At 72.3% G+C, this 25,779-nt stretch carries 25 protein-coding genes; 9 read left to right on the plus strand and 16 right to left on the minus strand.

Translation table 11 applies throughout. The annotated features are described in order from the left end of the window. Positions 1-3: 3 nt before the first annotated feature. The gene (locus UW392_RS36060) at positions 4-1,179 is read left to right on the plus strand and encodes a CaiB/BaiF CoA-transferase family protein (protein ID WP_320779425.1); all 1,176 of its coding nucleotides are present in this window, start codon (positions 4-6) and stop codon (positions 1,177-1,179) included. 121 nt (positions 1,180-1,300) lie between these two features. On the opposite strand, the gene UW392_RS36065 is transcribed toward UW392_RS36060, so the two are convergent. Beyond that, positions 1,301-1,669, minus strand: a complete 369-nt coding sequence (locus UW392_RS36065; protein ID WP_320779426.1) for a VOC family protein — start codon at positions 1,667-1,669, stop codon at positions 1,301-1,303. Then, positions 1,666-2,487 carry a trans-aconitate 2-methyltransferase gene (locus tag UW392_RS36070; protein WP_320779427.1) on the minus strand — a complete coding sequence of 274 codons (822 nt, stop codon included), beginning with the start codon at positions 2,485-2,487 and terminating at the stop codon, positions 1,666-1,668. The genes UW392_RS36065 and UW392_RS36070 overlap by 4 nt, the downstream gene beginning before the upstream one ends. 135 nt (positions 2,488-2,622) lie before the next feature. On the opposite strand from UW392_RS36070, the gene tamR reads away from it, so the two are divergent. Beyond that, positions 2,623-3,120: a MarR family transcriptional regulator TamR gene (tamR, locus tag UW392_RS36075; protein WP_030844890.1), complete on the plus strand. Its 498-nt coding sequence runs from the start codon at positions 2,623-2,625 to the stop codon at positions 3,118-3,120. A 12-nt stretch (positions 3,121-3,132) separates the two neighbouring features. Here the strand turns inward: tamR and UW392_RS36080 are convergent, their stop codons facing one another. Continuing rightward, a complete protein-coding gene (locus UW392_RS36080; protein ID WP_320779428.1) occupies positions 3,133-3,906 on the minus strand; it encodes a response regulator transcription factor in 774 nt (257 codons plus the stop codon). A gap of 309 nt (positions 3,907-4,215) precedes the next feature. Here UW392_RS36080 and UW392_RS36085 point away from each other — a divergent pair, with 309 nt between their 5' ends. Beyond that, on the plus strand, positions 4,216-4,671 hold the full coding sequence (locus tag UW392_RS36085) for a GNAT family N-acetyltransferase (RefSeq protein ID WP_320779429.1): 456 nt from the start codon (positions 4,216-4,218) through the stop codon (positions 4,669-4,671). Between the two features lie 14 nt (positions 4,672-4,685). Here UW392_RS36085 and galK read toward each other — a convergent pair whose 3' ends face one another. From galK to galT, 3 genes are read right to left on the minus strand one after another with little or no spacing between them, the layout of a single operon-like run. Next, complete coding sequence (galK, locus tag UW392_RS36090; protein WP_320779430.1) at positions 4,686-5,843, minus strand: galactokinase; 1,158 nt, start codon at positions 5,841-5,843, stop codon at positions 4,686-4,688. A gap of 28 nt (positions 5,844-5,871) precedes the next feature. Then, positions 5,872-6,834 carry a UDP-glucose 4-epimerase GalE gene (galE, locus tag UW392_RS36095; RefSeq protein ID WP_320779431.1) on the minus strand — a complete coding sequence of 321 codons (963 nt, stop codon included), beginning with the start codon at positions 6,832-6,834 and terminating at the stop codon, positions 5,872-5,874. After that, positions 6,831-7,892 carry a galactose-1-phosphate uridylyltransferase gene (gene galT, locus UW392_RS36100; RefSeq protein ID WP_320779432.1) on the minus strand — a complete coding sequence of 354 codons (1,062 nt, stop codon included), beginning with the start codon at positions 7,890-7,892 and terminating at the stop codon, positions 6,831-6,833. Before galT ends, galE begins: the two co-directional genes overlap by 4 nt. Before the next feature lie 183 nt (positions 7,893-8,075). Here galT and UW392_RS36105 point away from each other — a divergent pair, with 183 nt between their 5' ends. Both UW392_RS36105 and UW392_RS36110 read left to right on the plus strand, forming a co-directional pair. Continuing rightward, positions 8,076-9,755, plus strand: a complete 1,680-nt coding sequence (locus UW392_RS36105) for a sodium:solute symporter family protein (protein WP_320779433.1) — start codon at positions 8,076-8,078, stop codon at positions 9,753-9,755. Positions 9,756-9,776: 21 nt separating this feature from the next. After that, on the plus strand, positions 9,777-10,064 hold the full coding sequence (locus tag UW392_RS36110) for a hypothetical protein (RefSeq protein WP_320779434.1): 288 nt from the start codon (positions 9,777-9,779) through the stop codon (positions 10,062-10,064). A gap of 218 nt (positions 10,065-10,282) precedes the next feature. Here the strand turns inward: UW392_RS36110 and UW392_RS36115 are convergent, their stop codons facing one another. From UW392_RS36115 to rsmI, 8 genes are all read right to left on the minus strand, one after another. Further along, positions 10,283-10,957 (minus strand): helix-turn-helix transcriptional regulator, encoded by a 675-nt coding sequence (locus UW392_RS36115; protein ID WP_320779462.1) that lies wholly within the window; start codon positions 10,955-10,957, stop codon positions 10,283-10,285. Positions 10,958-11,117: 160 nt separating this feature from the next. Further along, positions 11,118-12,926: an ABC-F family ATP-binding cassette domain-containing protein gene (locus UW392_RS36120; protein WP_320779435.1), complete on the minus strand. Its 1,809-nt coding sequence runs from the start codon at positions 12,924-12,926 to the stop codon at positions 11,118-11,120. 108 nt (positions 12,927-13,034) lie between these two features. Beyond that, positions 13,035-13,928, minus strand: a complete 894-nt coding sequence (locus UW392_RS36125; RefSeq protein ID WP_320779436.1) for a 4-(cytidine 5'-diphospho)-2-C-methyl-D-erythritol kinase — start codon at positions 13,926-13,928, stop codon at positions 13,035-13,037. A gap of 97 nt (positions 13,929-14,025) precedes the next feature. Further along, a complete protein-coding gene (gene rsmA / locus UW392_RS36130; protein ID WP_320779437.1) occupies positions 14,026-14,889 on the minus strand; it encodes a 16S rRNA (adenine(1518)-N(6)/adenine(1519)-N(6))-dimethyltransferase RsmA in 864 nt (287 codons plus the stop codon). A 79-nt stretch (positions 14,890-14,968) separates the two neighbouring features. Then, positions 14,969-16,231 carry a ubiquitin-like domain-containing protein gene (locus UW392_RS36135; RefSeq protein ID WP_414496813.1) on the minus strand — a complete coding sequence of 421 codons (1,263 nt, stop codon included), beginning with the start codon at positions 16,229-16,231 and terminating at the stop codon, positions 14,969-14,971. A 36-nt stretch (positions 16,232-16,267) separates the two neighbouring features. Continuing rightward, positions 16,268-17,143 (minus strand): TatD family hydrolase, encoded by an 876-nt coding sequence (locus UW392_RS36140; protein WP_320779439.1) that lies wholly within the window; start codon positions 17,141-17,143, stop codon positions 16,268-16,270. A 34-nt stretch (positions 17,144-17,177) separates the two neighbouring features. Then, positions 17,178-17,540, minus strand: a complete 363-nt coding sequence (locus UW392_RS36145; RefSeq protein WP_320779440.1) for a hypothetical protein — start codon at positions 17,538-17,540, stop codon at positions 17,178-17,180. A 223-nt stretch (positions 17,541-17,763) separates the two neighbouring features. Further along, a complete protein-coding gene (rsmI, locus tag UW392_RS36150; RefSeq protein ID WP_320779441.1) occupies positions 17,764-18,621 on the minus strand; it encodes a 16S rRNA (cytidine(1402)-2'-O)-methyltransferase in 858 nt (285 codons plus the stop codon). Positions 18,622-18,682: 61 nt separating this feature from the next. Here rsmI and UW392_RS36155 point away from each other — a divergent pair, with 61 nt between their 5' ends. After that, on the plus strand, positions 18,683-20,434 hold the full coding sequence (locus tag UW392_RS36155; RefSeq protein WP_320779442.1) for a dolichyl-phosphate-mannose--protein mannosyltransferase: 1,752 nt from the start codon (positions 18,683-18,685) through the stop codon (positions 20,432-20,434). A 19-nt stretch (positions 20,435-20,453) separates the two neighbouring features. Here the strand turns inward: UW392_RS36155 and UW392_RS36160 are convergent, their stop codons facing one another. Then, positions 20,454-20,693, minus strand: coding sequence for a hypothetical protein (locus UW392_RS36160; RefSeq protein WP_320779443.1), 240 nt, complete (start codon positions 20,691-20,693; stop codon positions 20,454-20,456). Positions 20,694-20,813: 120 nt separating this feature from the next. Between UW392_RS36160 and UW392_RS36165 the strand changes: the two genes are divergently transcribed. Next, entirely contained in the window at positions 20,814-22,427 is a 1,614-nt protein-coding gene (locus UW392_RS36165) for a penicillin-binding transpeptidase domain-containing protein (RefSeq protein WP_320779444.1), read from the plus strand. 88 nt (positions 22,428-22,515) lie between these two features. Then, complete coding sequence (locus UW392_RS36170) at positions 22,516-24,189, plus strand: penicillin-binding transpeptidase domain-containing protein (protein ID WP_320779445.1); 1,674 nt, start codon at positions 22,516-22,518, stop codon at positions 24,187-24,189. Here the strand turns inward: UW392_RS36170 and UW392_RS36175 are convergent. Next, positions 24,084-24,530, minus strand: coding sequence for an SsgA family sporulation/cell division regulator (locus tag UW392_RS36175; protein WP_320779446.1), 447 nt, complete (start codon positions 24,528-24,530; stop codon positions 24,084-24,086). The genes UW392_RS36170 and UW392_RS36175 overlap by 106 nt on opposite strands. 184 nt (positions 24,531-24,714) lie before the next feature. On the opposite strand from UW392_RS36175, the gene UW392_RS36180 reads away from it, so the two are divergent. Beyond that, positions 24,715-25,779 (plus strand): energy-coupling factor ABC transporter permease, encoded by a 1,065-nt coding sequence (locus UW392_RS36180; RefSeq protein WP_320779447.1) that lies wholly within the window; start codon positions 24,715-24,717, stop codon positions 25,777-25,779.

A 25,779-nucleotide genomic window follows, 5' to 3' on the forward strand; every position in this document is an offset into this window, starting at 1 on the left:
GGCATGCGTCCGCTGCTCGGTGTCACCGTCGTCTCGCTCGAACAGGCGATAGCCGGGCCCTACGCCAGCCGTCAGCTCGCCGATCTCGGGGCGCGGGTCATCAAGGTGGAGCGGCCCGGGGCGGGGGACTTCGCCCGGTCCTACGACAGCCGGGTGCGGGGCCTGAGTTCACACTTCGTGTGGGCCAACCGCAACAAGGAGTCCCTGACCCTGGACATCAAGGACCCGCGCGGCAGGGACGTGCTGCTGCGGCTGATCGCGGGCGCGGACGTCTTCCTCCAGAACCTCGCACCGGGTGCCGCCGCGCGGGCCGGGCTCGGCGCCGAGGAGCTGCGGGCACGCCACCCGAGGCTGATCGTGTGCGACATCTCCGGGTACGGCGCGCCGGGCCCGTACGAGGGCCGCAAGGCGTACGACCTGCTGGTGCAGTCGGAGGCGGGGCTGCTGTCCGTGACCGGCACGCCGGAGGCCGTGGCCAAGGCGGGGATCGCGGTGTCGGACATCGCCGCCGGGATGTACGCCTACAGCTCGGTCCTCGGCGCGCTGCTGGAGCGCGGCCGGACCGGTGCGGGCACGCACCTGGACGTGTCGATGCTGGAGGCGACGGTGGAGTGGATGGGGTTCCCGCTGTACTACGCGCACGACGGTGCCGGGCCGCCGCCGCGGGCCGGGGCGGCGCACGCGACGATCTTTCCCTACGGTCCGTTCGCGGCGGGCGACGGCAAGGTGGTGCTGATGGCGGTCCAGAACGAGCGGGAGTGGCGGGCGTTCTGCGCGACGTTCCTCGGCCGTCCGGAGCTGGCCTGGCACCCGCGGTTCGCGACCAACGCGGACCGCGACGCCCACCGGGAGGAGCTGGGCGGGCTGATCGCGGCGCGGTTCGCGGAGCTGACCGGTGACGCGGCGGTGGAGCTGCTCAGCGCGGTGCCGGTCGCGGGCGCGCGGGTGAACACCCTGGCCGAGGTGTGGGAGCATCCGCAGCTCGCGGCGCGCGGGCGCTGGCACGAGGTGGCCACCCCGGCCGGTCCGGTACGTGCGCCGGCGCCGCCCGGTCCGACCGGCGGGGCGCCGCGGATGGACCCGGTGCCCGCGCTGGGCGAGCACACCCGGGCGATCCTCGGTGAGCTGGGGCTGTCCGGGGACGAGGTCGAGACGCTGATCGCGGACGGGGTCGCCTGACCGCGTCCGCCGTGGGGTCCGGCCGCCTGAGCGCGTCCGCCGTGGAGTCCGGTCCTCTCAGTCGGACGCCGTGGGGTCCGGTCGTCTAAGTCGGACGCGGTGGGCTGGAGGAACTCGCCTCTCAGTCGGACGCCGTGAGCTGGAGGAACTCCAGGCGGTTGCCGACGGGGTCCTCCGTGTGGAAGCGGCGGTGGCCGGGCCGGCCGGTGTCCCAGATGACGGGTGCGCCGCAGGCGGTCAGGCGGGCGGCGCAGGTCTGGACGTCCGTCACGCGGAGCCCGGGGTGGGCCTTGCGGGCAGGGCGGAACCCCGCCTCGACGCCGAGGTGGAGTTCGACGGTCCCGGACCGGAACCAGCAGCCGCCGCGCGCGGCGAGGGCGGGCGGTCTGTGGATCTCGGTCATGCCGAGGACGCCGGCGTAGAAGGCGCGCAGCCGTTCCTCGGCGCCGGGCGGTGCGGCGAGCTGGACGTGGTCGAGGGCGATGATCACGCCGGTCCGTCCTTCCGGGCGACCGCGAAGACCCGGCGGAACGGGAACGGGGTGCCGTGCGGGCCCCGCGGGTACGCGGCGCGCAGCACGGTGCGGTACTCCTCGACGAACGCGTCCCGGGCCTCCGGGTCGTCGTCGAGGGCGGCGAGCACGGGCCGCAGTCCGGTGCCGCGCACCCAGTCCAGGACCGGGTCGGCGCCGGTCAGCAGATGGACGTAGGTCGTCTCCCAGACGTCGGCGGCGCAGCCGAGGCCGGCGAGGCGGGCGAGGTAGTCGCCGGGGGTGTGGACGGCCTCGGCGTGGCGCAGGGTGCCGGCGAGGCGGCCGCGCCAGCGGGGGGAGGCGGCCAGTTCGCGCATGAGGCGGTGGCTGGGGGCGTCGAAGTTGCCGGGGACCTGGAAGGCGAGGGTGCCGCCGGGGGCGAGGGCGTCGGTCCAGCGGGCGAAGAGGCCGGTGTGGCCGGGCACCCACTGGAGGGTGGCGTTGCTGATGATCAGGTCGTGCGGGGCGTCGGGTTCCCAGGTGCGGACGTCGGCGGGGGCGAAGTCGAGCCGGCCGCCGGCCGGGGTGGGTCCGGCGTGGTCGAGGGCTCGCTGAAGCATCTCGGGCGAGCTGTCGTAGCCGGTGACGTGGGCCGTGGGCCAGCGGGCGGTGAGCAGCGCGGTGACGTTGCCGGGGCCGCAGCCGAGGTCGGCGACGCGCGGCGGGTCGCCGGGGAGGCCGGGGACGCGGGCGAGGAGGTCGGCGAAGGGGCGGGCGCGGTGGCCGGCGTGGCGCAGGTACTGGGCGGGGTCCCAGGCGGGGGCGGTCGCGGGCATCGGTCCTCCGGTGGGAAGGTGACGCGTGGACGGGTACCCAGCCTCACCCCCATTCTTCTTGACGTCAAGATAGTTGACATCGAGATGATGAACATCAAGAGACTTCACGTCGACACAACCCTTACACTGATCGTCATGGAGGACGAGGTCGATCGACTGGTCGCAGCGTGGCGCCGGGAGCGCCCGGACCTCGACGTGGAACCGCTGGAGGTACTCAGCCGGGTGAGCAGGCTGGCCCGGCACCTGGACCGCGCGCGCCGGCTCGCCTTCTCCGAGCACCAGCTGGAGCCCTGGGAGTTCGACGTGCTCACCGCGCTGCGCCGCGCGGGCACCCCGTACCAGCTCTCCCCCGGTCAGCTGCTCACCCAGACCCTGGTCACGTCCGGCACGATGACCAACCGCATCGACCGCCTGGCCAAGAAGGGCCTGGTGGAGCGGTTGCCCGACCCCAGCGACCGGCGCGGCGTGCTGGTCCGGCTCACGGACGAGGGCCGGGACCGCGCCGACCAGGCCCTGGCCGGACTGCTGGACCAGGAGCGGGCCATCCTCGCGGAGCTGTCCCGGGCGCAGCGCGGTGAACTGGCGGGACTGCTGCGCCAGCTCACCGCCCCGTTCGACAACATCCCCGGCTGAACGGCCGGCGCTCTAGGCGCTGTTCGTCTCCTCCGTCCCCATCCGTCCGCCCGGCCCGAGATCGACCGGGCCGACCCCCGCCCGGCGGGCGAGGGCGACGGCGGCGAGGGTGGAGTGCACGCCGAGCTTGCCCAGGACGTTCTGCATGTGGGTGCGGACGGTGTGCGGGGAGAGGAACAGCCGCTCGGCGACGGCCTTGCGGCCCAGCCCGGCAACCATGCACCGCAGCACCTCCCGCTCGCGCGGCGTCAGCGACTCCACGAGGCGCTCGCTCTCGGTGCGGTGCTTGCGGGCCGCGGTCAGCTCCCGCAGCACCCCGGTGAGCAGGGCGGGCGGCAGGTGCGTCTCGTCGCGCAGCACACCCCGTATGACGGTGAGCAGCCGCGACAGCGAGCAGTCCTTCGCCACCCAGCCGGACGCCCCGGCCTGGAGGGCGAGCGCCGCGCGCTGCGGGTCGTCCTTCTCGGCGAGGACGACGGTCCGTACGCCGGGCTGCGCCGACCGTACGCCCGTGACCAGTGAGATCCCGTCGACGAGCCGCTCCTCGTTGCCGTCGCGTACGGACACGGCGGGCCGCGCCCCGGGCATGGAGCTGCCGAGGTCGGCGTCGACGAGGAGCACGTCGAACCGCCGCCCCTCGGACGCCGCCCGTTCCAGGCAGCGCAGCGCGGCCGGGCCGCTGCCCGCCGCGGAGACGTCGACGTCGGGCTCGGCCGCCAGAGCCGCGGCGAGCGACTCGGCGAAGATGCGGTGGTCGTCGACGACCAGGACTCGGATGCGAACCACGTGACCCCCTTCCCCGCGCTCCTTGAGGAGCAGGGGATACAAATGTCAAAGGACGACATCAGCGCGGGTACGACGCCCGAAAGCCGTATCCGCCTGTGCCTGATGACGCTGCGTCCGACGCCATGGCCCGGAACCGGCCGTCACCGCCGCGCGACCGCCGCCGCGCAGAGATGACTGCCCCGCCCCGGGCGTCGTACCCGACTGTCTCGCCCCCTGATCGGCACCGGCCCCCACCGGTGCTGTTCATCAGGGTACGGGCGAGGGCCGGGAGCGGAAGGTTATTTGCAGAACTGGCGGTCCGGCACGTTTATGGTGTGCCGCATGTTCCGTCTTGAGACAGAAGTCGACAAGGCCCGGCGCGGCATCCTGCACAGTCGTCTGCGGGAGACGAACACGGCGGCCTCGCCCGTTCTGCGCTCACTGCGCGGAACCGCTCACGATCGCGAAGACCCGCTGCACGTCTGGGTCATGGACGAGCGCGGCGAGCTGGCCGGCGGCCTCGTCGGGCACACCTGGGCGGCGTGGCTGCACGTCACGTACCTGTGGGTGGACGGCCGCCACCGGGGCCGGGGTCTCGGCTCGCGCCTGCTGACCGAGGCGGAGGACATCGCGGCCCGCGCCCGGGGCTGCCGGGCGGGCCGGGTGGAGACGTGGGACTTCCAGGCGCCGGGGTTCTACCGGCGCCACGGGTACGAGGTGGTGTGCGTGATCCCCGACTATCCGCCGGGGATCACGGAGTACACCTTGATCAAACAATTGTCCTGAAGACGACCGCCCCGTCAGCGCAGCCGCCGCGCCCCCGCCGAGGGAACCGCCTCGAAGGTGCGCGGGGCGGTGAACCCGGCCGCGGCGAACGCGGCCTCCACCGCCTTGGTCACCGGCTCCACGTCCTCGGCCTCGACCAGGACGATCGCCGAGCCGCCGAAGCCGCCGCCGGTCATCCGGGCGCCGAGCGCGTCGTTGTCCGAGGCGGTCTCGACGACGAGGTCCAGCTCGGGGCAGGAGACCTTGAAGTCGTCGCGGAGCGAGGCGTGCCCCGCGTAGAGCACCGGCCCGATCGCCCGGGGGTCGCCCTCCTCCAGCAGCGTCACGACCCGCTCGACCCGTTCGTCCTCGGTGACGACGTGCCGGACCAGGCGCCGGATCTCCTCGTCGTCGATCCGCGCCAGGGACGCGTCGAGATCCTCGTAGGCGATGTCCCGCAGGGCGTCCACGCCGAGCAGGGCGGCGCCCCGCTCGCAGCCGGCGCGGCGCTTGCCGTACTCGCCCTCGCTGTGCGAGTGCTTGACCTGGGTGTCGACGACGAGGAGCCGCAGCCCCTCGGCCGCCAGGTCGAAGGGGATCTGCCGCTGGGCGAGGTCCCGGGTGTCGAGGAAGAGGGCGTGCCCCTCCTCGCAGCAGGCCGACGCGGTCTGGTCCATGATGCCGACGGGGGCACCCACGTAGACGTTCTCCGCGCGCTGGCACAGGCGCGCCAGCTGCCAGCCGCGCAGCCCGAGCCCGAACAGGTCGTTCAGGGCGAGGGCGACGACGACCTCCAGGGCCGCCGACGAGGACAGGCCGGCGCCCGCCGGGACCGTCGACGCCAGGTGGATGTCGGCGCCGGTGATCTCGTGCCCGGCCTCGCGCAGCGCCCACACGACACCCGACGGGTACGCCGTCCAGCCGCGGTCGCTCTCGGGCGTCAGGTCGGCCACCCGCAGCTCCGTGACGCCGGCGTCGACGTCGTCGGAGTGCAGCCGCAGCAGCCCGTCGGTGCGGGGCGACACGGCGGCGACCGCCTTGTGCGGCAGCGCGAACGGCATGACGAAGCCGTCGTTGTAGTCGGTGTGCTCGCCGATCAGGTTGACCCGGCCGGGCGCCGCCCACACTCCCTCCGGCTCGCTCCCGTACAGCTGTGTGAAGCGCTCCGCGACCGCGGACGTGTCGGTGCTCATCCCTGACCCTGCCCTTTCCCGTTCATGCTCAGTTGGCGCGCTGCTGCGCGAACTCCCAGGCGTCCGCGACGATTCCGGCGAGGTCGGCCCGGGAGGGGTTCCAGCCCAGCTTCTCGCGCGCCGCGTCGGCGGAGGCGACCAGCACCGCCGGGTCGCCGCCCCGCCGCGGGGCCACGACCTCGGGGATCGGATGCCCGGTGACCTGGCGCACCGTCTCGATGACCTGCCGCACCGAGAACCCGTTGCCGTTGCCGAGGTTGCAGATCAGGTGCTCGCCGGGGGTGGCGGCACCGACGGCCAGCAGATGCGCCTCGGCGAGGTCGGCGACGTGGATGTAGTCGCGTACGCAGGTGCCGTCCTCGGTCGGGTAGTCGTCACCGAAGACGGAGATGGCGTCCCGCCGCCCCTGGGCGACCTGGAGCACCAGCGGGATCAGATGCGACTCGGGATCGTGCCGCTCCCCGTACGCGCCGTACGCCCCCGCCACGTTGAAGTACCGCAGCGAGACGGCCCCCAGCCCGTGGGCGGCGGCCTCTCCGCTGATCATGTGGTCGACGGCGAGCTTGGAGGCGCCGTAGGGGTTGGTGGGGGCGGTCGGCGCCGACTCGACGATCGGCACCTGGGTGGGCTCCCCGTAGGTGGCGGCGGTCGACGAGAAGACGAGCTTCCGCACCCCCGCCTCCCGCATGGCGCCGAGGAGCGCCATGGTGCCCCCGACGTTGTTCTCCCAGTACTTCTCGGGCTTCACCACGGACTCGCCGACCTGCGAGAAGGCGGCGAAGTGCAGCACACCGTCGAAAGAGGAGTCCAGCCACTTCCCGGCGTCGCGGATGTCGCCCTCCACGAACGAGGCCCCGGCGGGCACGCCCTCCCTGAAGCCCGTGGAAAGGTTGTCGAGGACGACGACCTGGTGCCCGGCCTCGATCAGATGCTGTGCGACGACGGAGCCGACATATCCCGCCCCACCCGTGACCAGGTACTTCCCACTCATGAACTGGCTACCTCTCGGAGTCGCTCGGCCGCGCGCTCCGGCGGCACGTCGTTGATGAAGACGTTCATGCCGGACTCGGAGCCCGCGAGGAACTTCAGCTTGCCGGACGTACGGCGAATGGTGAAAAGCTCCAGGTGCAGCGCGAAGTCGTCGCGGCTGACGCCCTCGAACTCCTCCAGCTGCCCGAACGGCGCCTGGTGCCAGGCGGCGATGTAGGGCGTAGGAGGCTCACCCTCCCCGAAAATCCGGTCGAACCGCCGCAACAATTCCAGATACACCTTGGGAAACTCTGTGCGCGCGCCCTCGTCGAGCCCCAGCAGATCAGGCACCCGCCGCTTCGGATACAGGTGCACCTCGTAGGGCCAGTGGGCGGCGTAGGGCACAAAAGCAACCCAATGCTCCCCCTCAAGGACGACCCGCTCGCCGGTCAGCTCCTTCTCCACCACCGCGTCGAAGAGGTTCTCCCCGCCGGTGGCCTCCTTGTGGGCCGCGAGGGAGCGGAGCATCAGGGCGGTGCGGGGGGTGGTGAAGGGGTAGGCGTAGATCTGCCCGTGCGGGTGACCCAGCGTCACGCCGATCTCGGCGCCGCGGTTCTCGAAGCAGAAGACCTGTTCCACGGAAGGCAGATGAGACAGCTCCGACGTCCGGTCCGTCCACGCCTCCAGGACCAGCCGCGCCTGCTCCTCGCTCAGGTCGGCGAAGGCGGCGTTGTGGTCGGAGGTGAAGCAGACGACCTCGCACCGCCCGGAGTCACCGGCCAACGAGGGGAAACGGTTCTCGAAGACGACCACGTCGTACGACGAGTCCGGGATCTCGCTCAGCCGCTCGCCCTGCGTCGGGCACAGGGGGCACTGGTCGGCGGGCGGGTGGTAGGTACGCCCCTGCCGGTGCGAGGCGACGGCGACGGAGTCCCCGAGCAGCGGGTCCCGGCGGATCTCGCTCGACGTCACGGTCCGCTCCAGCGGACGCCGGTCCACCGCGTCGCGCACGACGTCGTCGCGCAGGTCGTAGTAGATCAGCTCGCGACCGTCGGCCAGCCGGGTCGAGGTCTTCTTCACTGCAGGACTCCCTCTGCGTACGCCCGCACCCAATCACCCAACACAATCAAACATAACACGTCACAACCCGACACCACCGTCGATCATCACAATCAATCAAAGAACCCCACCGCGAGTGTTCAGTTTCTGAACACGGAGGCATAGATTCCGCTCGGATCAGTTCACGCAACGAAGCGAGTACGCATGCAAACCCCCACATACCTGGCGGCGGAGCTCCGGCTCCCCACCAACTGGCTCGACTACGCGATCCTGGCGATCTACTTCGCGGTCGTCCTCGGCATCGGCCTCGCCGCCCGCCGCTCCGTCAGGACCAGCCTCGACTTCTTCCTCTCCGGTCGCTCACTCCCCGCATGGGTCACCGGTCTCGCCTTCGTCGCCGCCAACCTCGGCGCCACCGAGATCCTGGGCATGGCCGCCAACAGCGCCCAGTACGGCGTCTACACCACCCACTGGTACTGGATCGGCGCCATCCCGGCGATGGTCTTCCTGGGCCTGGTGATGATGCCGTTCTACTACGGCAGCAAGGTCCGCTCGGTCCCGGAGTTCCTCCTCCTCCGCTTCGACCGATCGGCCCACCTCCTCAGCTCGATCCTGTTCGCGGTCGCGGCGATCCTGATCGCCGGCGTGAACCTCTACGCCCTGGCGATCGTCGTGGAGGCCCTCCTCGGCTGGCCCCTCTGGGTCTCGATCGTCGTCGCCGGCGCGTTCGTCCTCGCCTACATCACCCTCGGCGGCCTCTCCTCCGCGATCTACAACGAGGTCCTCCAGTTCTTCGTGATCCTGGCGGCGCTCATCCCGATCACGATCCTGGGCCTGAAGAAGGTCGGCGGCTGGGACGGCCTCTCCGACAACCTCTCCGCCCAGCACGGCGGCGACTTCATGACGTCCTGGGGCGGCACCGGCATCGGCAGCGACAACCCGCTGGGCGCGAACTGGCTGACGATCGTCCTCGGCCTGGGCTTCGTCCTGGGCTTCGGCTACTGGACGACGAACTTCGCGGAGGTGCAGCGCGCGCTCTCGGCGAAGAACCTCTCCGCCGCCAAGCGCACCCCCCTCATCGCCGCGTTCCCGAAGATCTTCATCGTCTTCCTCGTCATGATCCCCGGCCTGGTCGCCGCCGCCCTGGTCCCCAAGATCGGCACCCCCGGCTCCGACCTCCAGTACAACGACGCGATCCCGTACCTGATGGAGCAGTTCCTGCCCAACGGCGTCCTCGGCATCGCGGTCACGGGCCTGCTGGCGGCGTTCATGGCCGGCATGGCGGCCAACGTCTCCTCGTTCAACACGGTCTTCACCACAGACATTTGGGCAAAATACGTGAAGAAGGGTGAACCGGACGAGTACTACCTGAAGTTCGGCCGCCTGATCACGGTCATCGGCGTACTGGCCTCGATCGGCACGGCCTTCCTGGCCCAGTCCTTCTCCAACATCATGGCGTACCTCCAGACGCTGTTCTCCTTCTTCAACGTCCCGATGTTCGTGGTCTTCATCATCGGCATGTTCTGGAAGCGGGCGTCGGTCAAGTCCGGCTTCTGGGGCCTGCTCGCGGGCACGGTCGCCGCGATGGTCAACTACTTCTGGATCTACAAGCAGGGCGTCATCGACATCCCCTCCGACCAGGGAGCGAACTTCGTCTCGGCGATCGTCGGCTTCGTGGCGGGCGCGTTCGTGATGGTCGCGGTCTCCCTCTTCACGGCCCCCAAGCCGGCGGCCGAACTCGCGGGCCTGGTCTACGGCACCCGCTCGCCCGGCATGACCGAGGAGCCCGCCGAGGGCGACGACGCGTGGTACCGGAAGCCGGCGCTGCTCGGCTGGGGCGCGGTCGTGCTGGCCGCCGCCTGCTACATCCCGTTCTCGTTCTGACCACGGAGGATCTGAGAGACCATGTCTGAATCTGAGAAGGGCGTGCACGAGGAGGTCTCCGAGCTGGAGACCAAGTCGACGACGGCGGCCCGGCTGTTCGACATCCGGCGCATCATCGGCGGCCTGTTCACCCTCTACGGCGTGATCGTCACGATCGCGGGGCTGACGGCGTCCGACGCGGACATCGACAAGGCGCAGGGCGTGAACATCAACCTGTGGACCGGTCTGGGGATGCTGGTGCTGGGCCTGTTCTTCCTGGCCTGGCTGAAACTGCGGCCGACGGCCCCACCGGTCACCGACGAGGAGTAGCTCGCGCTGCCGTACGTGTCAGTCGCGTACGGCGGAAGGGGACGGGGTGGGGGTGTCCGCCCGCAGCGGACGGCGCGCCCGGACACCGGGAAACCTCTGTGAGAAACAGCCGCGCGCCGTTCCGAGGACGGACACCCCCGCCCCGGCCCCGACCCAGGACCCCACCGACGGCGCTACGCGCACCCCACCCCACCCGCGCATGCGCCGCAGGCACCCGCTCAGCCCCCCGCGGCCCCCGCCCGGTCCAGCAGCCCCGTCCGGGCGGCCAGCGCCGCCGCCTCCAGCCGCGACCCCACTCCCAGCTTCATCAGCACCCGCTGCACATGGGTCCGCGCCGTCGAGGGCGCGATCCCCATCCCCGCCGCGATCAGCCGCGTGTCCTCCCCGTCCGCGACCCGCACCAGCACCTCAAGCTCCCGGGGCGTCAGCATCTGCAACAGCCGCTGACCCTCGTCGTCCGGCTGCGCCGCCGGGTTCAGCAACTCGGCGAACGCCCCCTGGAGCAACGTGGGCGCCACCGCCGCCTCCCCCGCCCGAGCCTTCATGATCGCCCGCTCGACACCCTCTATCCGCTCGTCGTGCCGGACGTACCCCGACGCCCCCGACGCGAACGCCGCCGCGATCCCGCGCGGACTCGGCACCGGCCCCAGCACCACCACCGCCACCTGCGGCCGGTCCCGCTTGATCCGCACCACCGGGTCGAAGATCCCCGGCTCGGCCGGCGTGGCCGTACCCATCAGGCACACCTCCGGCGCCCGGCTGATCACCAGTTCCGCCGCCCCCGCGGCGGGAGCGGCCGCGGCGAGCACCCGGTGCCCCCGCAGCTTCAGCGCCGAAGCCAGCGCCTCGGCGAGCAATCGGTGGTCGTCGACCACCATCAGCCGCACTCCCACTGCCAACCCCCCAGTCCCCACCCGTGGTCCCCCGACCAGTCCCCCGACCTGCCCCCGGAAGCTACACGCTTGTTCGAGGTTGCGCTGCCCCTACCGGTGAGAACTGCCCCGGATCACCGAAATTCCTCGCATTACGACCGGGTCGGACCACCGACCCGCCTCACGCGCCCTCGGCCAACTCCAGCCAGCGCATCTCCAGTTCGTCCCGCTGCCCGGACAACTCCCGCAGCTCGGCGTCGAGTTCGGCCACCTTGGCGAAGTCCGTGGCGTTCTCGGCGATCCGCGCGTGCAGCTTCGCCTCCCGCTCGGAGACCTTGTCCAACTGCCGCTCGATCTTCTGGAGTTCCTTCTTCGCGACACGCTGGTCGGCGGCGCTCTTCTCCGTGCCGGCACCCGCGGGAGCCACCACGGGAGACACCGAGGCCGCCGCCTCCTCCATCCGCGCCCGCCGCTCCAGGTACTCGTCGATGCCCCGCGGCAGCATCCGCATCGCCCCGTCCCCGAGCAGCGCGAACACCCGGTCGGTGGTCCGCTCGACGAAGAACCGGTCGTGGGAGATGACGACCATCGACCCGGGCCACCCGTCGAGGACGTCCTCCAGCTGCGTCAGCGTCTCGATGTCGAGGTCGTTGGTCGGCTCGTCCAGGAAGAGCACGTTCGGCTCGTCCATCAGCAGCCGCAGCAACTGCAGCCGCCGCCGCTCACCGCCGGACAGGTCCCCGACCGGCGTCCACTGCTTCTCCTTGCCGAAGCCGAACGTCTCGCAGAGCTGCCCGGCGGTCATCTCCCGGCCCTTGCCGAGATCGACCCGCTCCCGCACCTGCTGCACGGCCTCCAGCACCCGCATCGACGGGTCCAGCTCGGCGACCTCCTGCGACAGGTACGCGAGCTTCACCGTCCTGCCGACCTTGACCTGTCCCCCGGCCGGCTGCACCTCCCCGTCGCTGCGGGCGGCCTCCGCGAGCGCCCGCAGCAGCGAGGTCTTGCCCGCGCCGTTCACACCCACGAGACCGATCCGGTCACCGGGCCCGAGCTGCCAGGTCAGGTGCTTCAGCAGCACCTTGGGCCCGGCCTGCACGGTCACGTCCTCCAGGTCGAAGACGGTCTTGCCCAGCCGCGAGGACGCGAACTTCATCAGCTCGCTGCTGTCCCGCGGCGGCGGCACGTCCTTGATCAGCTCGTTGGCCGCCTCGACCCGGAACCGCGGCTTGGAGGTCCGGGCGGGCGCCCCGCGCCGCAGCCAGGCCAGCTCCTTGCGGACGAGGTTCTGCCGCTTGGTCTCCTCGGTCGCGGCGATCCGCTCCCGCTCGGCCCGCGCGAAGACGTAGTCCGAGTAGCCGCCCTCGTACTCGTAGACGTCACCGCGCTGCACGTCCCACATGCGGGTGCAGACCTGGTCGAGGAACCACCGGTCGTGGGTGACGCACACGAGCGCCGAGCGGCGCTCGCGCAGGTGCCGGGCGAGCCAGGAGATGCCCTCGACGTCGAGGTGGTTGGTGGGCTCGTCGAGGACGAGCAGGTCCTGCTCCTCGATGAGGAGCTTGGCCAGCGCGATCCGCCGCCGCTCACCGCCCGACAGCGGCCCGATGACGGTGTCGAGTCCCTGCGGGAAGCCCGGCATGTCCAGCCCGCCGAACAGCCCGGTCAGTACGTCCCTGATCTTCGCGTTGCCCGCCCACTCGTGGTCGGCGAGGTCACCGATGACCTCGTGCCGGACAGTGGCGGCGGGGTCGAGGGAGTCGTGCTGGGTGAGCACGCCGAGCCGCAGCCCGCCGGAGTGGGTGACCCGCCCGGTGTCGGCCTCCTCCAGCTTGGCGAGCATCCGGATCAGCGTGGTCTTGCCGTCGCCGTTGCGGCCGACGACGCCGATGCGGTCCCCTTCGGACACGCCGAGGGAGACGCCGTCCAGGAGGGCACGGGTGCCGAACACCTTGCTGACGTTCTCGACATTGACCAGGTTGACGGCCATTACTCTCCTGCCCCGGGGGATCGATCAGCCTTCAAGCGTAGGCCCTCCGGGACCCGGCACGCCCCCGCGCCCTCGCACCACCGTCACCCGGCGGCCGCCTCCGCCCCCTCACACCACCGTCGCCCCGGCCGCCGGTGCCTCCGCGACCCGGACCGAAGCGCAGGTGCCGGAGGCCCGCAGCACCCCGGCGATGACCGCCGCCTCGTCCGCGTCCCCGGCGAGGAACGCCGTCGTCGGGCCCGAGCCGGAGACGAGGGCGGCCAGCGCGCCCGCCGCCCGGCCGGCCGCGAGGGTGTCGGCCAGCTCGGGGTGGAGGGAGAGCGCGGCGGGCTGGAGATCGTTGGAGACGGCGACGGCGAGCGCGCCGGCGTCCCCGGCGGCCAGCGCGTCGAGGAGGTCCTGCGAGGCGACCGGGTCGGGAACGTCCGCGCCCTCCGCCAGCCGGTCGAACTCACGGAAGACCGCCGGCGTCGACAGCCCCCGCCCGGCCATCGCGAACACCCAGTGGAAGGTGGCGCCGACCGCCAGCCCGGTCAGCTTCTCGCCGCGCCCGGTGCCGAGCGCCGCCCCGCCGACCAGGCTGAACGGCACGTCGCTGCCCAGCTCGGCGCAGATCGCGAGCAGCTCGTCGCGGGAGGCGCCCGTGCCCCACAGCGCGTCGCAGGCGAGCAGCGCGCCCGCGCCGTCGGCGCTGCCGCCCGCCATGCCGCCGGCGACCGGGATGTCCTTGTCGATGTGGATGTGGACGTCGGGTTCCCGGCCGTACCGCTCGGCGAGGGCGAGGGCGGCGCGGGCGGCGAGGTTGGTGCGGTCCAGCGGCACCTGGTCGGCGCCGGGCCCGTCGCAGGTGACGCGGAGCGCGTCGGCGGGGGTCACGGTGATCTCGTCGTACAGCCCCACGGCGAGGAAGACGTTGGCCAGGTCGTGGAAGCCGTCGGGGCGGGCCGGGCCCACCCCGAGCTGGACGTTGACCTTGGCGGGGACACGGACCGTCACACTCACGTACTCGTACCTTCCGTCGCTGCTACTGGGCGGTGGTCACTTGCGCTGGGTGTTCACTACTCGTGCTCGTGCTCACTGAGCGTGCTCGTGTCGACGATCACTGCTTGTGCTCGGCGATGCGGGCGAACTCGTCCACGGTCAGGGACTCCCCGCGGGCCTGCGGCGACACACCCGCCGCGACCAGCGCGGCCTCCGCGGCGGACGCGGACCCGGCCCAGCCGGCGAGCGCGGCGCGCAGCGTCTTGCGGCGCTGGGCGAAGGCCGCGTCGACGACGGCGAAGACCTCCGCCCTGGACGCGGACGTCTTCAGCGGCTCGGCGCGGCGCACCAGCGACACCAGTCCGCTGTCGACGTTCGGCGCGGGCCAGAAGACGTTGCGGCCGATGGAGCCGGCCCGCTTGACCTCGGCGTACCAGGCGGCCTTGACCGAGGGGACGCCGTAGACCCGGGAGCCCGGTCCGGCGGCGAGCCGGTCGGCGACCTCCGCCTGGACCATGACCAGGGTGCGCTCGATGCTCGGGAAGGCGGCGAGCATGTGGAGGAGGACGGGGACGGCCACGTTGTACGGCAGGTTGGCGACGAGGGCCGTCGGGTCGGGCCCCGGCAGTTCGGTGACGGCCATCGCGTCGGAGTGCACGAGCGCGAACCGGTCGGCCCGCTCGGGCATCCGCGCGGCGACCGTGGCGGGCAGGGCCGCGGCGAGTACGTCGTCGATCTCGACGGCGGTGACCCGGTCGGCGGTCTCCAGCAGGGCCAGGGTGAGCGAGCCGAGACCCGGGCCCACCTCGACCACCACGTCCTCGGGGCGGACCTCGGCGGTGCGCACGATGCGGCGGACGGTGTTGGCGTCGATGACGAAGTTCTGGCCGCGCTGCTTGGTGGGGCGTACGCCGAGGGCGGCCGCCAGTTCACGGATGTCGGCGGGGCCCAGGAGGGCGTCGGGCGGGGTGGGGCTGCTCACCCCGCAAGGGTAGCCGGGGCAGACGCCGCCCCTCGCCCCCACCGCCCCTCGCCCCCCACCGGACTCGCCCCACCGCCCCTCACCCCCGCAGCCGCGTTCCGCAGTGCGGCCAGGCTCCGGTGCCGCTGCGGACGTAGAGCTTCTTGGCCCGGTAGGTCTGTTCGGCGGCGGGGGCGTCCTGGGGCCGGCCCTGGCCGCCGAGCGCCTGCCAGGTGCCGGTGTCGAACTGGTAGAGCCCGCCGTACGTCCCCGAGGCGTCCACCGCGTCCGGGCGGCCGCCGGACTCGCAGGCGGCCAGCGACGGCCAGTCGAGGTGCCCGGTGCCCGCGACGGAGGCGGGGCGCGGCAGGACGCCGATCCGCACGATCTGCTCGCGCGGCTCGCGCACCACCTCGGTGGCGGTCCGGCGGGGCCGTTCGGCGACCCCGTTGACGGTGCGCAGGGCGTAGGAGGTGCGGCGCAGTCCCGGGCGGCCCGGCTGCTGGACGGTGACGGTGCCCCGGTACAGCGAGGCGTCCTCGACGCGGCGCTCGCCGTAGGGGATCGGTTCCTCGCGGATCTCCGTGGCGCCCTTGATCCGCAGCACGGTGACGGTCTGGCCGTCGCGCGGGAAGCTGCCGGGCGCGACGGAGGTGGTGTCGGGGCCGTGCAGGGTGACGCCGGCCTCGGCGACGGCCTCGCGGACCGTCGCCGCGTTGGTGCGGACGGTGCGGGCCCGGCCGTCCGCCATGACCGTCACGACCCGCTCGGTGCGTACGTCCAGCGTGATCCCCTCGCGGCCGATGCGCCGCGCGGGCGGTGCGGAGAGGTGGGCGCCCTCGGCCCGTACGCCGAGCCGGCGCAGCGCGCCCTCCACGGTCTCGGCGGTGGTCCAGATCCGGCGCTGCTGTCCGTCGAGGGTGAGCAGGACGGGGCGGCCGTAGCGGACGGCGATCTCGTCGCCGTCGGTGAGCGGGGCGTCGGGGTCGGCGGTGACGACGTCGTGCGGGCCGGCCTCGACGCCCTGCTCGGTGAGGAGTTCGGCGACGTCGTCGGCGAAGGTGTGCAGGGTGCGGGGGGTGCCGTCGACGGTCAGCTCGACGGCCTTGTCCTCGGCGACGAAGGCGGTGGTGCCGCCGGCGAGGAACGCCACGACCAGCGCGCGGGGCAGCAGGCGGCGTACGCGGCCGTCCCGCCGTTCGGCGCCGCGGGCCCGACGGCGACGCGCGGCGCGGCTGTCCGTCTCGTACCGCTCCTGCTGCTCCTGCTGCTCGGTGCTCACGCCGACACGCTCCTGGGGCCCCGGGGGCCGGTGGGGTCCGGCTCGGGCCCAGAACCTAGCGGAGCGGTCGTCACTCTCCAAAGCGACGCGACTACGGAAGGTGCGCGTCCTGTGCGTTCAGTAGTCGAAGGCGCGTGCGGTGTTGGCGGCGAGGGCCGTCGCGAGGGTGTCCTCGTCGAGGCCGCGTACGGCGGCCATGGCGCGGACGGTGACCGGGATCAGGTAGGGCGCGCCCGGCCGCCCGCGGTAGGGCATCGGTGTCAGGAACGGCGCGTCGGTCTCGACCAGGACCAGTTCCAGCGGGGCGACGGCGAGGGCGTCGCGCAGGTTCTGGGCGTTCTTGAAGGTGACGTTGCCGGCGAAGGACATGAAGTACCCGGCCTCGGCGCAGATCTCCGCCATCGCCGCGTCGCCGGAGTAGCAGTGGAAGACGGTGCGCTCGGGGGCGCCCTCCTCCTTCAGGACGCGCAGCACGTCGGCGTGGGCGTCGCGGTCGTGGATGACCAGTGTCTTGCCGTGCCGCTTGGCGATCTCGATGTGCGCGCGGAAGGACCGCTCCTGCGCCTCCCTGCCGTCGTCGCCGGTGCGGAAGTAGTCGAGTCCGGTCTCGCCGACGCCCTTGACCTGGGGCAGCGCGGCGAGCCTGTCGATCTCGGCGAGCGCCTCGTCCAGTGCCGTGTCCCCGCCCGGCTCCCGCGACCGGCCTGCCCCGGTGTCGCCGTGCACGATGCGGGGGGCCTCGTTGGGGTGGAGGGCGACGGCGGCGTGGACGCTGTCGTACGCCGCCGCCGTCTCGGCCGCCCAGCGCGAGCCCGGGAGGTCGCAGCCGACCTGCACGACCGTGGTCACGCCCACGGACGCGGCCTTGGCGAGGCCCTCCTCGACCGTGCCGGACTGCATGTCGAGGTGGGTGTGCGAGTCGGCGACCGGCACGCGCAGGGGCTCGGGCGGCGGGGGTGCCGCGTTCTTGTCGGCCGGGGCGTTCGAAGGCATGCCCCGATCCTACAAACGCGCGGCTGGGCGCGGCCTAGCTCGCCTTGCGGTACAGGTGCAGGGCGTGCAGCAGGTCGGAGACGTGCCAGTGCCGCTGGGCGTCGCCGGCCGTCGGCGCCTCGGCCGGGGTGGCGTGCGGCACGGCGTGCGGGCGGTGTGCCGCCTCGCGGGCGGAGGCGACCCGGCCGGGCCGCATGATGCGGACGGTGTGCCCGTCGCAGTTGTGGCAGGTGGGCCGGGAGAGCGGCGAGGGCACGACGCGGCCCTCGGCGACGTACGTCACGAACGGCCGGCCCTCGGCGTCCGTGTGGTGCTCTATCTCGTAGGACTGCTCCCAGCCGCTGCCGCAGCGCATGCAGGCGAAGGAATACGACTCGTGACCTGTGGTTTCGCTCATGCCGACTCCTGAGGTCCGCCGGAGGTGGGCCGATGGGGTTGCCCTTCGATCCTCTTCACCCAGTGGATGCCCCTGCTGACATGAATGCACCAGAGCTGTCAAGTATTGAGCGTGTTTTGGGAGTTCCTTGCCGAAGCGTCCCGCGGGGGCCGGTTCGGGCTTTGCCCGGCCGACCGTCCGTTTGCCCGTCCATGGGGCGCGGGCGCGCGCGGGACGCCGCAGGTCACGCCCCGGCGTTCTTCGCCGCGACCACGGCGTCGAACACCTCCCGCTTGGGGACGCCCGCCTCGACGGCGACCGCGGCGATCGCCTCCTTGCGCCGCTCCCCGGCCTCCTCGCACACCCGCACCCGCCGGACCAGTTCCTCGGGGCCGATCTCCTCGGTCCCCTTCTCCGGGGCGCCCTCGACGACGACGGTGATCTCGCCGCGCACCCCCTCGGCGGCCCACGCGGCCAGCTCGGCCAGCGGACCGCGCCGGACCTCCTCGTACGTCTTGGTCAGCTCCCGGCAGACGGCGGCGCGCCGGTCCTCGCCGAAGACCTCGGCCATGGCGGCGAGGGTGTCGTCGAGGCGGTGCGGGGCCTCGAAGTAGACGAGGGTGCGGCGCTCGGCCGCCACCTCCCGCAGCCGGGAGAGCCGCTCCCCGCCCTTGCGGGGCAGGAACCCCTCGAAGCAGAACCGGTCGACGGGCAGCCCGGACAGGGCCAGCGCGGTGAGCACGGCGGACGGCCCGGGGACGGCGGTGACCTTGACGTCCCGCTCGACCGCCGCGGCGACCAGCCGGTACCCGGGGTCGGAGACGGAGGGCATGCCCGCGTCGGTCACCAGCAGCACCCGGGCGCCGCCGAGCAGCTCCTCGACCAGTTCGGGCGTACGGGCGGTCTCGTTGCCCTCGAAGTACGACACGACGCGCCCCTTGGGGGTGACGCCGAGCGCCTGGGTGAGCCGGCGCAGCCGCCGGGTGTCCTCCGCGGCGACGACGTCGGCGACGCTCAGCTCCTCGGCGAGCCGGGGCGGGGCGTCGGCGATGTCACCGATGGGGGTGCCTGCGAGGACCAGGATTCCGGTTGCGACTGTCACGTTTCCATCCTCGCAGGGGGAAGCACGGGACTCGCACAGACCGGTTCCCTACGATGGCGCGGTGACCAGTACAGCGTCGTCCACTGACTCCACGGACACCCGGCAGGACCAGGCGCCGCACGAGCAGCGGCCCGCGTGGCAGCAGCGGCTGCGGCGCTTCGGATACACGGCGTCGCCCCGGGGTGACGTCCGCGACCGGCTGGTGCCGCCGTACACCCGGCCGGGACCGCGGCTGTGGGCCTTCCTCGGGCTGCCCGCGCCGGTCGCCGAGCGGCTGGTGCGCTTCTCGGGCTGGGGCGGTCCGCTGCTGGTCACACTGTTGGCGGGGGTGCTGCGGTTCTGGAACCTGGGCAGCCCGAAGGCGGTCATATTCGACGAGACGTACTACGCCAAGGACGCGTGGGCGCTCATCAACCGCGGCTTCGAGGTCAACTGGGACAAGAACGCCAACGACCTGGTGCTGAACTCGGGCGGCGACGTCACCGTCCCGACGGACGCGTCGTACGTGGTCCATCCGCCGGTCGGCAAGTTCGTGATCGGGGTCGGCGAGTGGCTGTTCGGGTTCGACCCGTTCGGCTGGCGCTTCATGACGGCGCTGCTGGGCACCGCCTGTGTCCTGCTCCTGTGCCGTATCGGCCGCCGCCTGTTCCGCTCGACGTTCCTCGGGTGTCTGGCGGGCGCGCTGCTGGCGGTGGACGGCCTGGCGTTCGTGATGAGCCGCACGGCGCTCCTCGACAGTGTGCTGGTCTTCTTCGTGCTGGCGGCGTTCGGCTGTCTGCTGGTCGACCGGGACCGGGCGCGGGCGAAACTCGCCGCGGCGCTGCCGGTGGACGCCGACGGCCTGGTCCGCCCCGACGCGCACATCGCGGAGACGACCCGGATCGGGTGGCGGCCGTGGCGGTGGGCGGCGGGTCTGATGCTGGGCCTGGCCATCGGCACCAAGTGGAACGGCCTGTACATCCTGGTGGCGTTCTGTGTGATGGCGGTGTTGTGGGACGTCGGCGCGCGGCGGGTCGCCGGTGCGGTGCGCCCCCGGGTGGCCGTCATCAAGTACGACCTGGGCTGGGCGTTCCTCGCCACCGTCCCGGTCGCGCTCGTCACCTACCTGGTCTCCTGGACCGGCTGGATCCTCTCCCCGTCGGACGGCTCCGGCGGCTACTACCGCAACTGGGCGGCGACCGACGGCAAGGACAGCGCCTGGTCGTGGCTGTTCCCGGACTGGGTGCGCAGCCTGTGGCACTACGAGACGCAGGTCTACGAGTTCCACACGCACCTGACGTCGCCGCACACGTACCAGTCCAACCCGTGGAGCTGGATCGTCCTCGGCCGTCCCGTCTCGTACTTCTACGAGTCGCCCGCGCCCGGCACGGACGGCTGTCCGGCGGACGCGGGCGAGAAGTGCGCCCGCGAGGTGCTGGCGCTGGGCACGCCGGTGCTGTGGTGGCTCGGCTGCTTCGCGGTCCTCTACGTCCTGTGGCGCTGGGTCTTCCGCCGCGACTGGCGCGCGGGCGCGATCGCCTGCGGCATCGCCGCCGGCTACCTCCCCTGGTTCGTCTACCAGGAGCGCACGATCTTCCTCTTCTACGCCGTCGTCTTCGTGCCGTTCCTGTGCCTGGCGGTGGCGATGATGCTGGGGGCGATCGTCGGCCGGGCGGGCGCGACGGACGCCCGGCGGGTGGCGGGAGCGGTGGCCGCGGGCGTCCTGGTCCTGCTGATCGTCTGGAACTTCATCTACTTCTGGCCGCTGTACACGGGAACGGCGATCCCGATGGACGACTGGCGGGCGCGGATGTGGCTGGACACGTGGGTGTAGCCGGGGGCCCGGCCGTCCGTCACGCGTGTGCGGCGAACGTCTCACGCAGGGCGGCGAGGTCGGTCCGCCGCTCTTCCTCGTCCGCGTACCGGCCCTCCTCCTGCCGGGCGGCCGCGACGGTCTCCGGGGTGAGATCCCGGCCGGGTCCACGCCCTCGCGCCGGCAGTGCTCCGCCAGGCCGTCGGAGACGCGGAACCAGCGCCTGTGACACGGCCGTCGCCGGAACCGTCGCCTTCGCCCGGTACGTCGTCGTAGTCACGGAGGCACCAGTCTCCGTTCGGCCACCAAACGGAAACATCCGTACCGCAAGCCGTTCCCCGGCACGTAGAGTGCCAAGAGGTGACCAGTTTGTGAACGCGTTCAAGAGGGGGAACCGCCCGTGCGCAAGGGGGTGAAGACCGCTGTCATAGGCGGAGTGTTCGCCGTGATGGTGGGGGGTGCCGGGTACGGCGCCTACAACGTGGTCTCCGCGCTGGGCGGCGGCACGGACGAGGTGCGGACGGGGCCGCCCAACTCCGACGAGGTGGAGAGGACGACCAGCGACTTCTTCGCCGCCTGGGAGGGCGGGAAGGCCTCCGACGTGGCGTCGTTCACGAACGACGACTCCTCCGCGTACGACCTGTTCCAGTCGTACTTCCAGGACGCCCACGTCGGCGACGTCACGATCACCCCGGGCGCGGCGGCCGGGCGCACGGTGCCGTTCACCGTCAAGGCGAAGGTGACGTACGAGGGCAAGAGCGAACCGTTCACGTACAAGAGCAAGGTGACGGTCGTGCGCGGGGAGACCACCGGGCGGGCGCTGGTCGACTGGCAGCCGGCCGTGGTCCATCCCGAGCTGAAGGCGGACGACACGCTGTTCACCGGCGAGTCGGCGAGCCCGCCGATCGAGGCCGTCGACCGGGACGGCAAGGTGCTCACCGAGGAGAAGTACCCCTCGCTGGGTCCGGTCCTGGACACGCTGCGGGACAAGTACGGCGCCCAGGCGGGCGGTGAGCCGGGCGTCGAGCTGGTGATCCGGCACGCGTCGGAGGAGGCCGCCGACACGCCGCTGCTGGCGATCACCGAGGGCGAACCCGGCAAGCTGCGCACGACGCTGAGCGCCGGTGCGCAGGCGGCGGCCGAGAAGGCCGTGGAAAAGTTCGACGAGTCGTCGGTGGTGGCCGTCAAGCCCAGCTCCGGTGAGGTGCTCGCGGTCGCCAACCACCGTGCGGACGGGTTCAACGCCGCCTTCCAGGGGCGGGTCGCCCCCGGCTCCACCATGAAGATCATCACCGCGGCGATGCTCATCGACAACGGCGTGACCTCGATGAACGGTCCGGCGCCCTGCCCCGACAAGGCGATCTGGCAGGGGCAGGTCTTCAAGAACCTCACCGGTATGGAGGCCAACGAGGGCGCCACGCTCGCCAACAGCTTCCTGCGGTCCTGCAACACCGCCTTCATCAAGCTCGTCGACGAGAAGCCGCTCACGGACGCCTCGCTGATGGAGGAGGCGCAGAAGAAGTTCGGCCTCGGGCAGGACAACTGGAAGACCGGCATCGTCTCCTTCGACGGCAGCGTGCCCGCCTCGTCCGGCCCGGACCGCGCGGCGGGCGCCATCGGCCAGGGCCAGGTCCAGATGAACCCGCTCAACATGGCCTCGGTGACGGCCACCGCCATCACCGGCACCTTCCGCCAGCCCTACCTCGTCGACCCGGAGCTGGACGGCCGGGAGACCGCCACCGCCGAGGGCCTGTCGTCCGAGACGTCGTCCCAGCTCAAGCAGATGATGCGGCTCACCGCCCAGCAGGGCACCGCGCAGGAGGCCATGGCGGGTCTCGGCGGGGACGTCGGCGCCAAGACCGGGTCGGCCGAGGTGGACGGGCAGCAGGTGTCCAACAGCTGGTTCACGGGCTTCCGCGACGACGTCGCGGCCGCGGCCATGACGGAGGAGGGCGGCCACGGCGGCGACGCGGCCGGACCGATCGTGGCGGCCGTCCTGCGGGCGGCCGGCTGAACCCCGCCCCGGCACGGCGGGACTCCAGACCAAGTGGTGCTGTCGGCGGACCGCCGGCACCGAGGGAAAACGGGAAGCAGCGCGACCAGTGGGCAACAGAAGGCTCGTCACCGAGCGACGCAACTCAAGGCCCGCCGTCCTCGGCGGGGTGATCGCCGCCGTCGTCGCCGGTGCGGCCGGGGTCGGCGCCTACGCGCTGCTCGGCGGCGGCGCGGAGGCCACGGACGACGCGCGGACCACCGCGGCGGAGGAGAAGGTGCCGACCGGGCCGCTGACGGCCGTCGAGGTGACCTCGGCCGCCACGCGGTTCCTCACCGCCTGGCAGTCGGGCCGGACCGCCGAGGCGGCCGCCGCCACCGACGCCGAGGCGGCCGCGAAGACCCTGCTCACCGCCTGGGCCGAGGACGCGCACATCGAGAACGTCACCCTCACCGCGGGCACGCGTACGGGCGACAAGGTCCCGTTCTCCGTCAAGGGGACGGTGACGTACAAGAAGGTCAGCGAGCCGCTGTCGTACGACAGCGCGCTGACCGTCGTCCGCGGGAAGACCGACGGCGAACCGGTGGTCGCCTTCACGCCCGCCGTCGTCCACCCCGATCTGCAGGACGGCGACCGGCTGGTCACCGGGGAGGCCGGCACCCCGCCGGTGAAGGCCGTCGACCGGGACGGCGGCGAGGTCACCGTGGCGGAGTACCCGTCGCTGTCCACGGTCCTCGACGGGCTGCGCGAGAAGTTCGGCGAGAAGGCCGGCGGCACCGCGGGCGTCGAACTGCGGGTGGTGCGCGGCAAGGAGTCGAAGGCCGCGAAGCTCTCCGACAAGACGCTCCTCGAACTGAGCGAGTCCACGCCGGGCACGGTGAAGACCACCCTCGACCCGGAGCTGCAGGCCCTCGCCGAGGAGGAGGTGGCGAAGGAGTCGAAGGCGTCCGTGGTGCTGACCCGTGCCTCCACCGGCGAGATCCTCGCCCTCGCCAACAGCGGCCACGGCTTCAACACCGCCTTCCAGGGCTCCCTCGCCCCCGGCTCCACGATGAAGGTCATCACCTCCTCGCTGCTGATCGAGAAGGGCCTTGCCTCGGCGGACAAGGCGCACCCCTGCCCGAAGTACTCCAGCTACGGCGGCTGGAAGTTCCAGAACGACGACAAGTTCTCGATCAAGGGCGGCACGTTCAAGGCGAGTTTCGCCCGGTCCTGCAACACCGCCTTCATCACGCAGGCCAAGAAGCTGTCGGACGACGCCCTGACCGAGCAGGCGCAGCAGGTGTTCGGGCTCGGGATGAACAACTGGGCGGTCGGCGTGCCGACCTTCGACGGCTCCGTGCCGGTGCAGAGCGACGCCCAGAAGGCCGCGTCCCTCATCGGACAGGGCGGGGTGCGGATGAACCCGCTGAACATGGCGTCGGTCGCGGCGACCGTGCGGTCCGGCAGCTTCCACCAGCCGTATCTGGTCGCCGCCTCGGTGGACGGCCGTGAACTCGCCACCGCCTCCCGGACGATGTCCGCCGGCACGCTCTCCCAGCTGCGGGAGCTGATGGCGTACACGGCGGACTACGGCACGGCGGCGGAGGCGATGGCCGGGGTCCCCGGGGACACCGGCGCGAAGACCGGGTCGGCGGAGGTCGACGGGCAGAAGAAGCCGAACGGCTGGTTCACGGCCTACCGGGACGACCTCGCCGCGGCGGGCGTCGTCCAGGCCGGCGGACACGGCGGCGAGACGGCGGGCCCGCTCGTGGCCGCGCTGCTGAAGGCGGCCGGCGCGTAGGTCAGCCCGAGGAACCGCAGCAGTACCCGCGTCTCGACCTGGACCACGGAGCAGCCGCGCGCGGTGTGGAACTCCACCACCGTCTGCACCCGGCCGCACGGCCACACCCGTACCGTCCCGGTCCCGGTCGGGCCGCGCAGTCCCCGCTCCAGGAGGGTGCGGGCGCACCGCCACTCCTCGCGTCCGGCGAGGGCGATCCGCACCGTGCCGGGGTCGTCGTCGGGGTCGTAGCGGAACACCGCCGGAAGGGTCCGGCCGCCGTCGCCGCCGCCATCGGTGGCTTCCGTGGCGTCGGCGTCGGTGAGGACGTGGACTCGTGCGTACTGCTCGACTACGGGCATCGAGGGCCCCTCACGGTGCGTCGCCTGGCGGAGAACATGTGCGTCCGCCCCCTCTCCAATGTCGCACATTTCCCAGCTCGCGCCCGTTCGGGGCGGTTTCTCCCGGGCCGGAGAGCCGGAAGGCCAGGAACAGCCTTTACCTCGCTCTTGCACATCATGTGCAGCTGCTCCCTATCATCGGTACGTGCATGTACCTGACGGATTCATCAACGCCCCGGTCTCCGCGGTCACCGGGCTCGTCGCCGCCGGCGCGGTGGCGGTCAGCCTGCGCGGCGCGCGCAGGGAACTGGACGAGCGGACCGCGCCGCTGGCGGGGCTGGTCGCGGCGTTCATCTTCGCGGTGCAGATGCTGAACTTCCCCGTCGCGGCGGGGACCAGCGGCCACCTCCTCGGCGGGGCGCTCGCGGCGATACTCGTGGGCCCCTGCACCGGGGTCCTCTGCGTCTCCGTCGTCCTGCTGATGCAGGGCATCCTCTTCGCGGACGGCGGCCTCACCGCGCTCGGCGTGAACATCACCGACATGGCGATCGTCACCACGGTCGTCGCCTACGCGGTCTTCCGCTCCCTGGTGAAGGTCCTGCCGCGCACCCGCCGCTCGGTGACCGTCTCCTCGTTCGTCGCCGCGCTGCTCTCGGTACCGGCCGCCGCCGTCGCCTTCACCCTCATCTACTGGATCGGCGGCACCACCGACGTCTCGATCGGCAAGGTCGCCACCGCCATGGTCGGCGTCCATGTGCTGATCGGCGTCGGCGAGGCCGCGATCACCGCGCTGACCGTCGGCGCCGTCATCGCCGTACGCCCGGACCTGGTGTACGGGGCGCGGGGTCTCACGCAGCGGCTGAAGCTGCGGGTCGGCGGCGAACTCGTCGACGCCCCGGCCGCCGCCGAGCCGGTCCCCGCCGCCGAGCCGGTCCCCGCCGCCGCCCGCTCCCACCGCAAGCTGTGGATCACCGGCCTGGTCACCTCCCTCGTCCTCGCCGGGTTCGTGAGCTTCTACGCCTCCGCGAACCCCGACGGCCTGGAGAAGGTCGCCGCCGACAAGGGCATCGACGCCGAGGCCGAGGAGCACGCGGCGGCCGACTCGCCGCTCGCGGACTACGGCGTCAAGGACGTCACCGACGCCCGGCTCTCCGGCGGCCTCGCGGGCGTGATCGGCGTCGGCGTCACCGTCGTCGCGGGCAGCGCGGTCTTCTGGGCGGTGCGCAGGCGCCGTACGGCGGACACCGCTCCCACCGATGTGAGCGTGTGA

The organism is Streptomyces sp. CRN 30 (assembly GCF_034105845.1).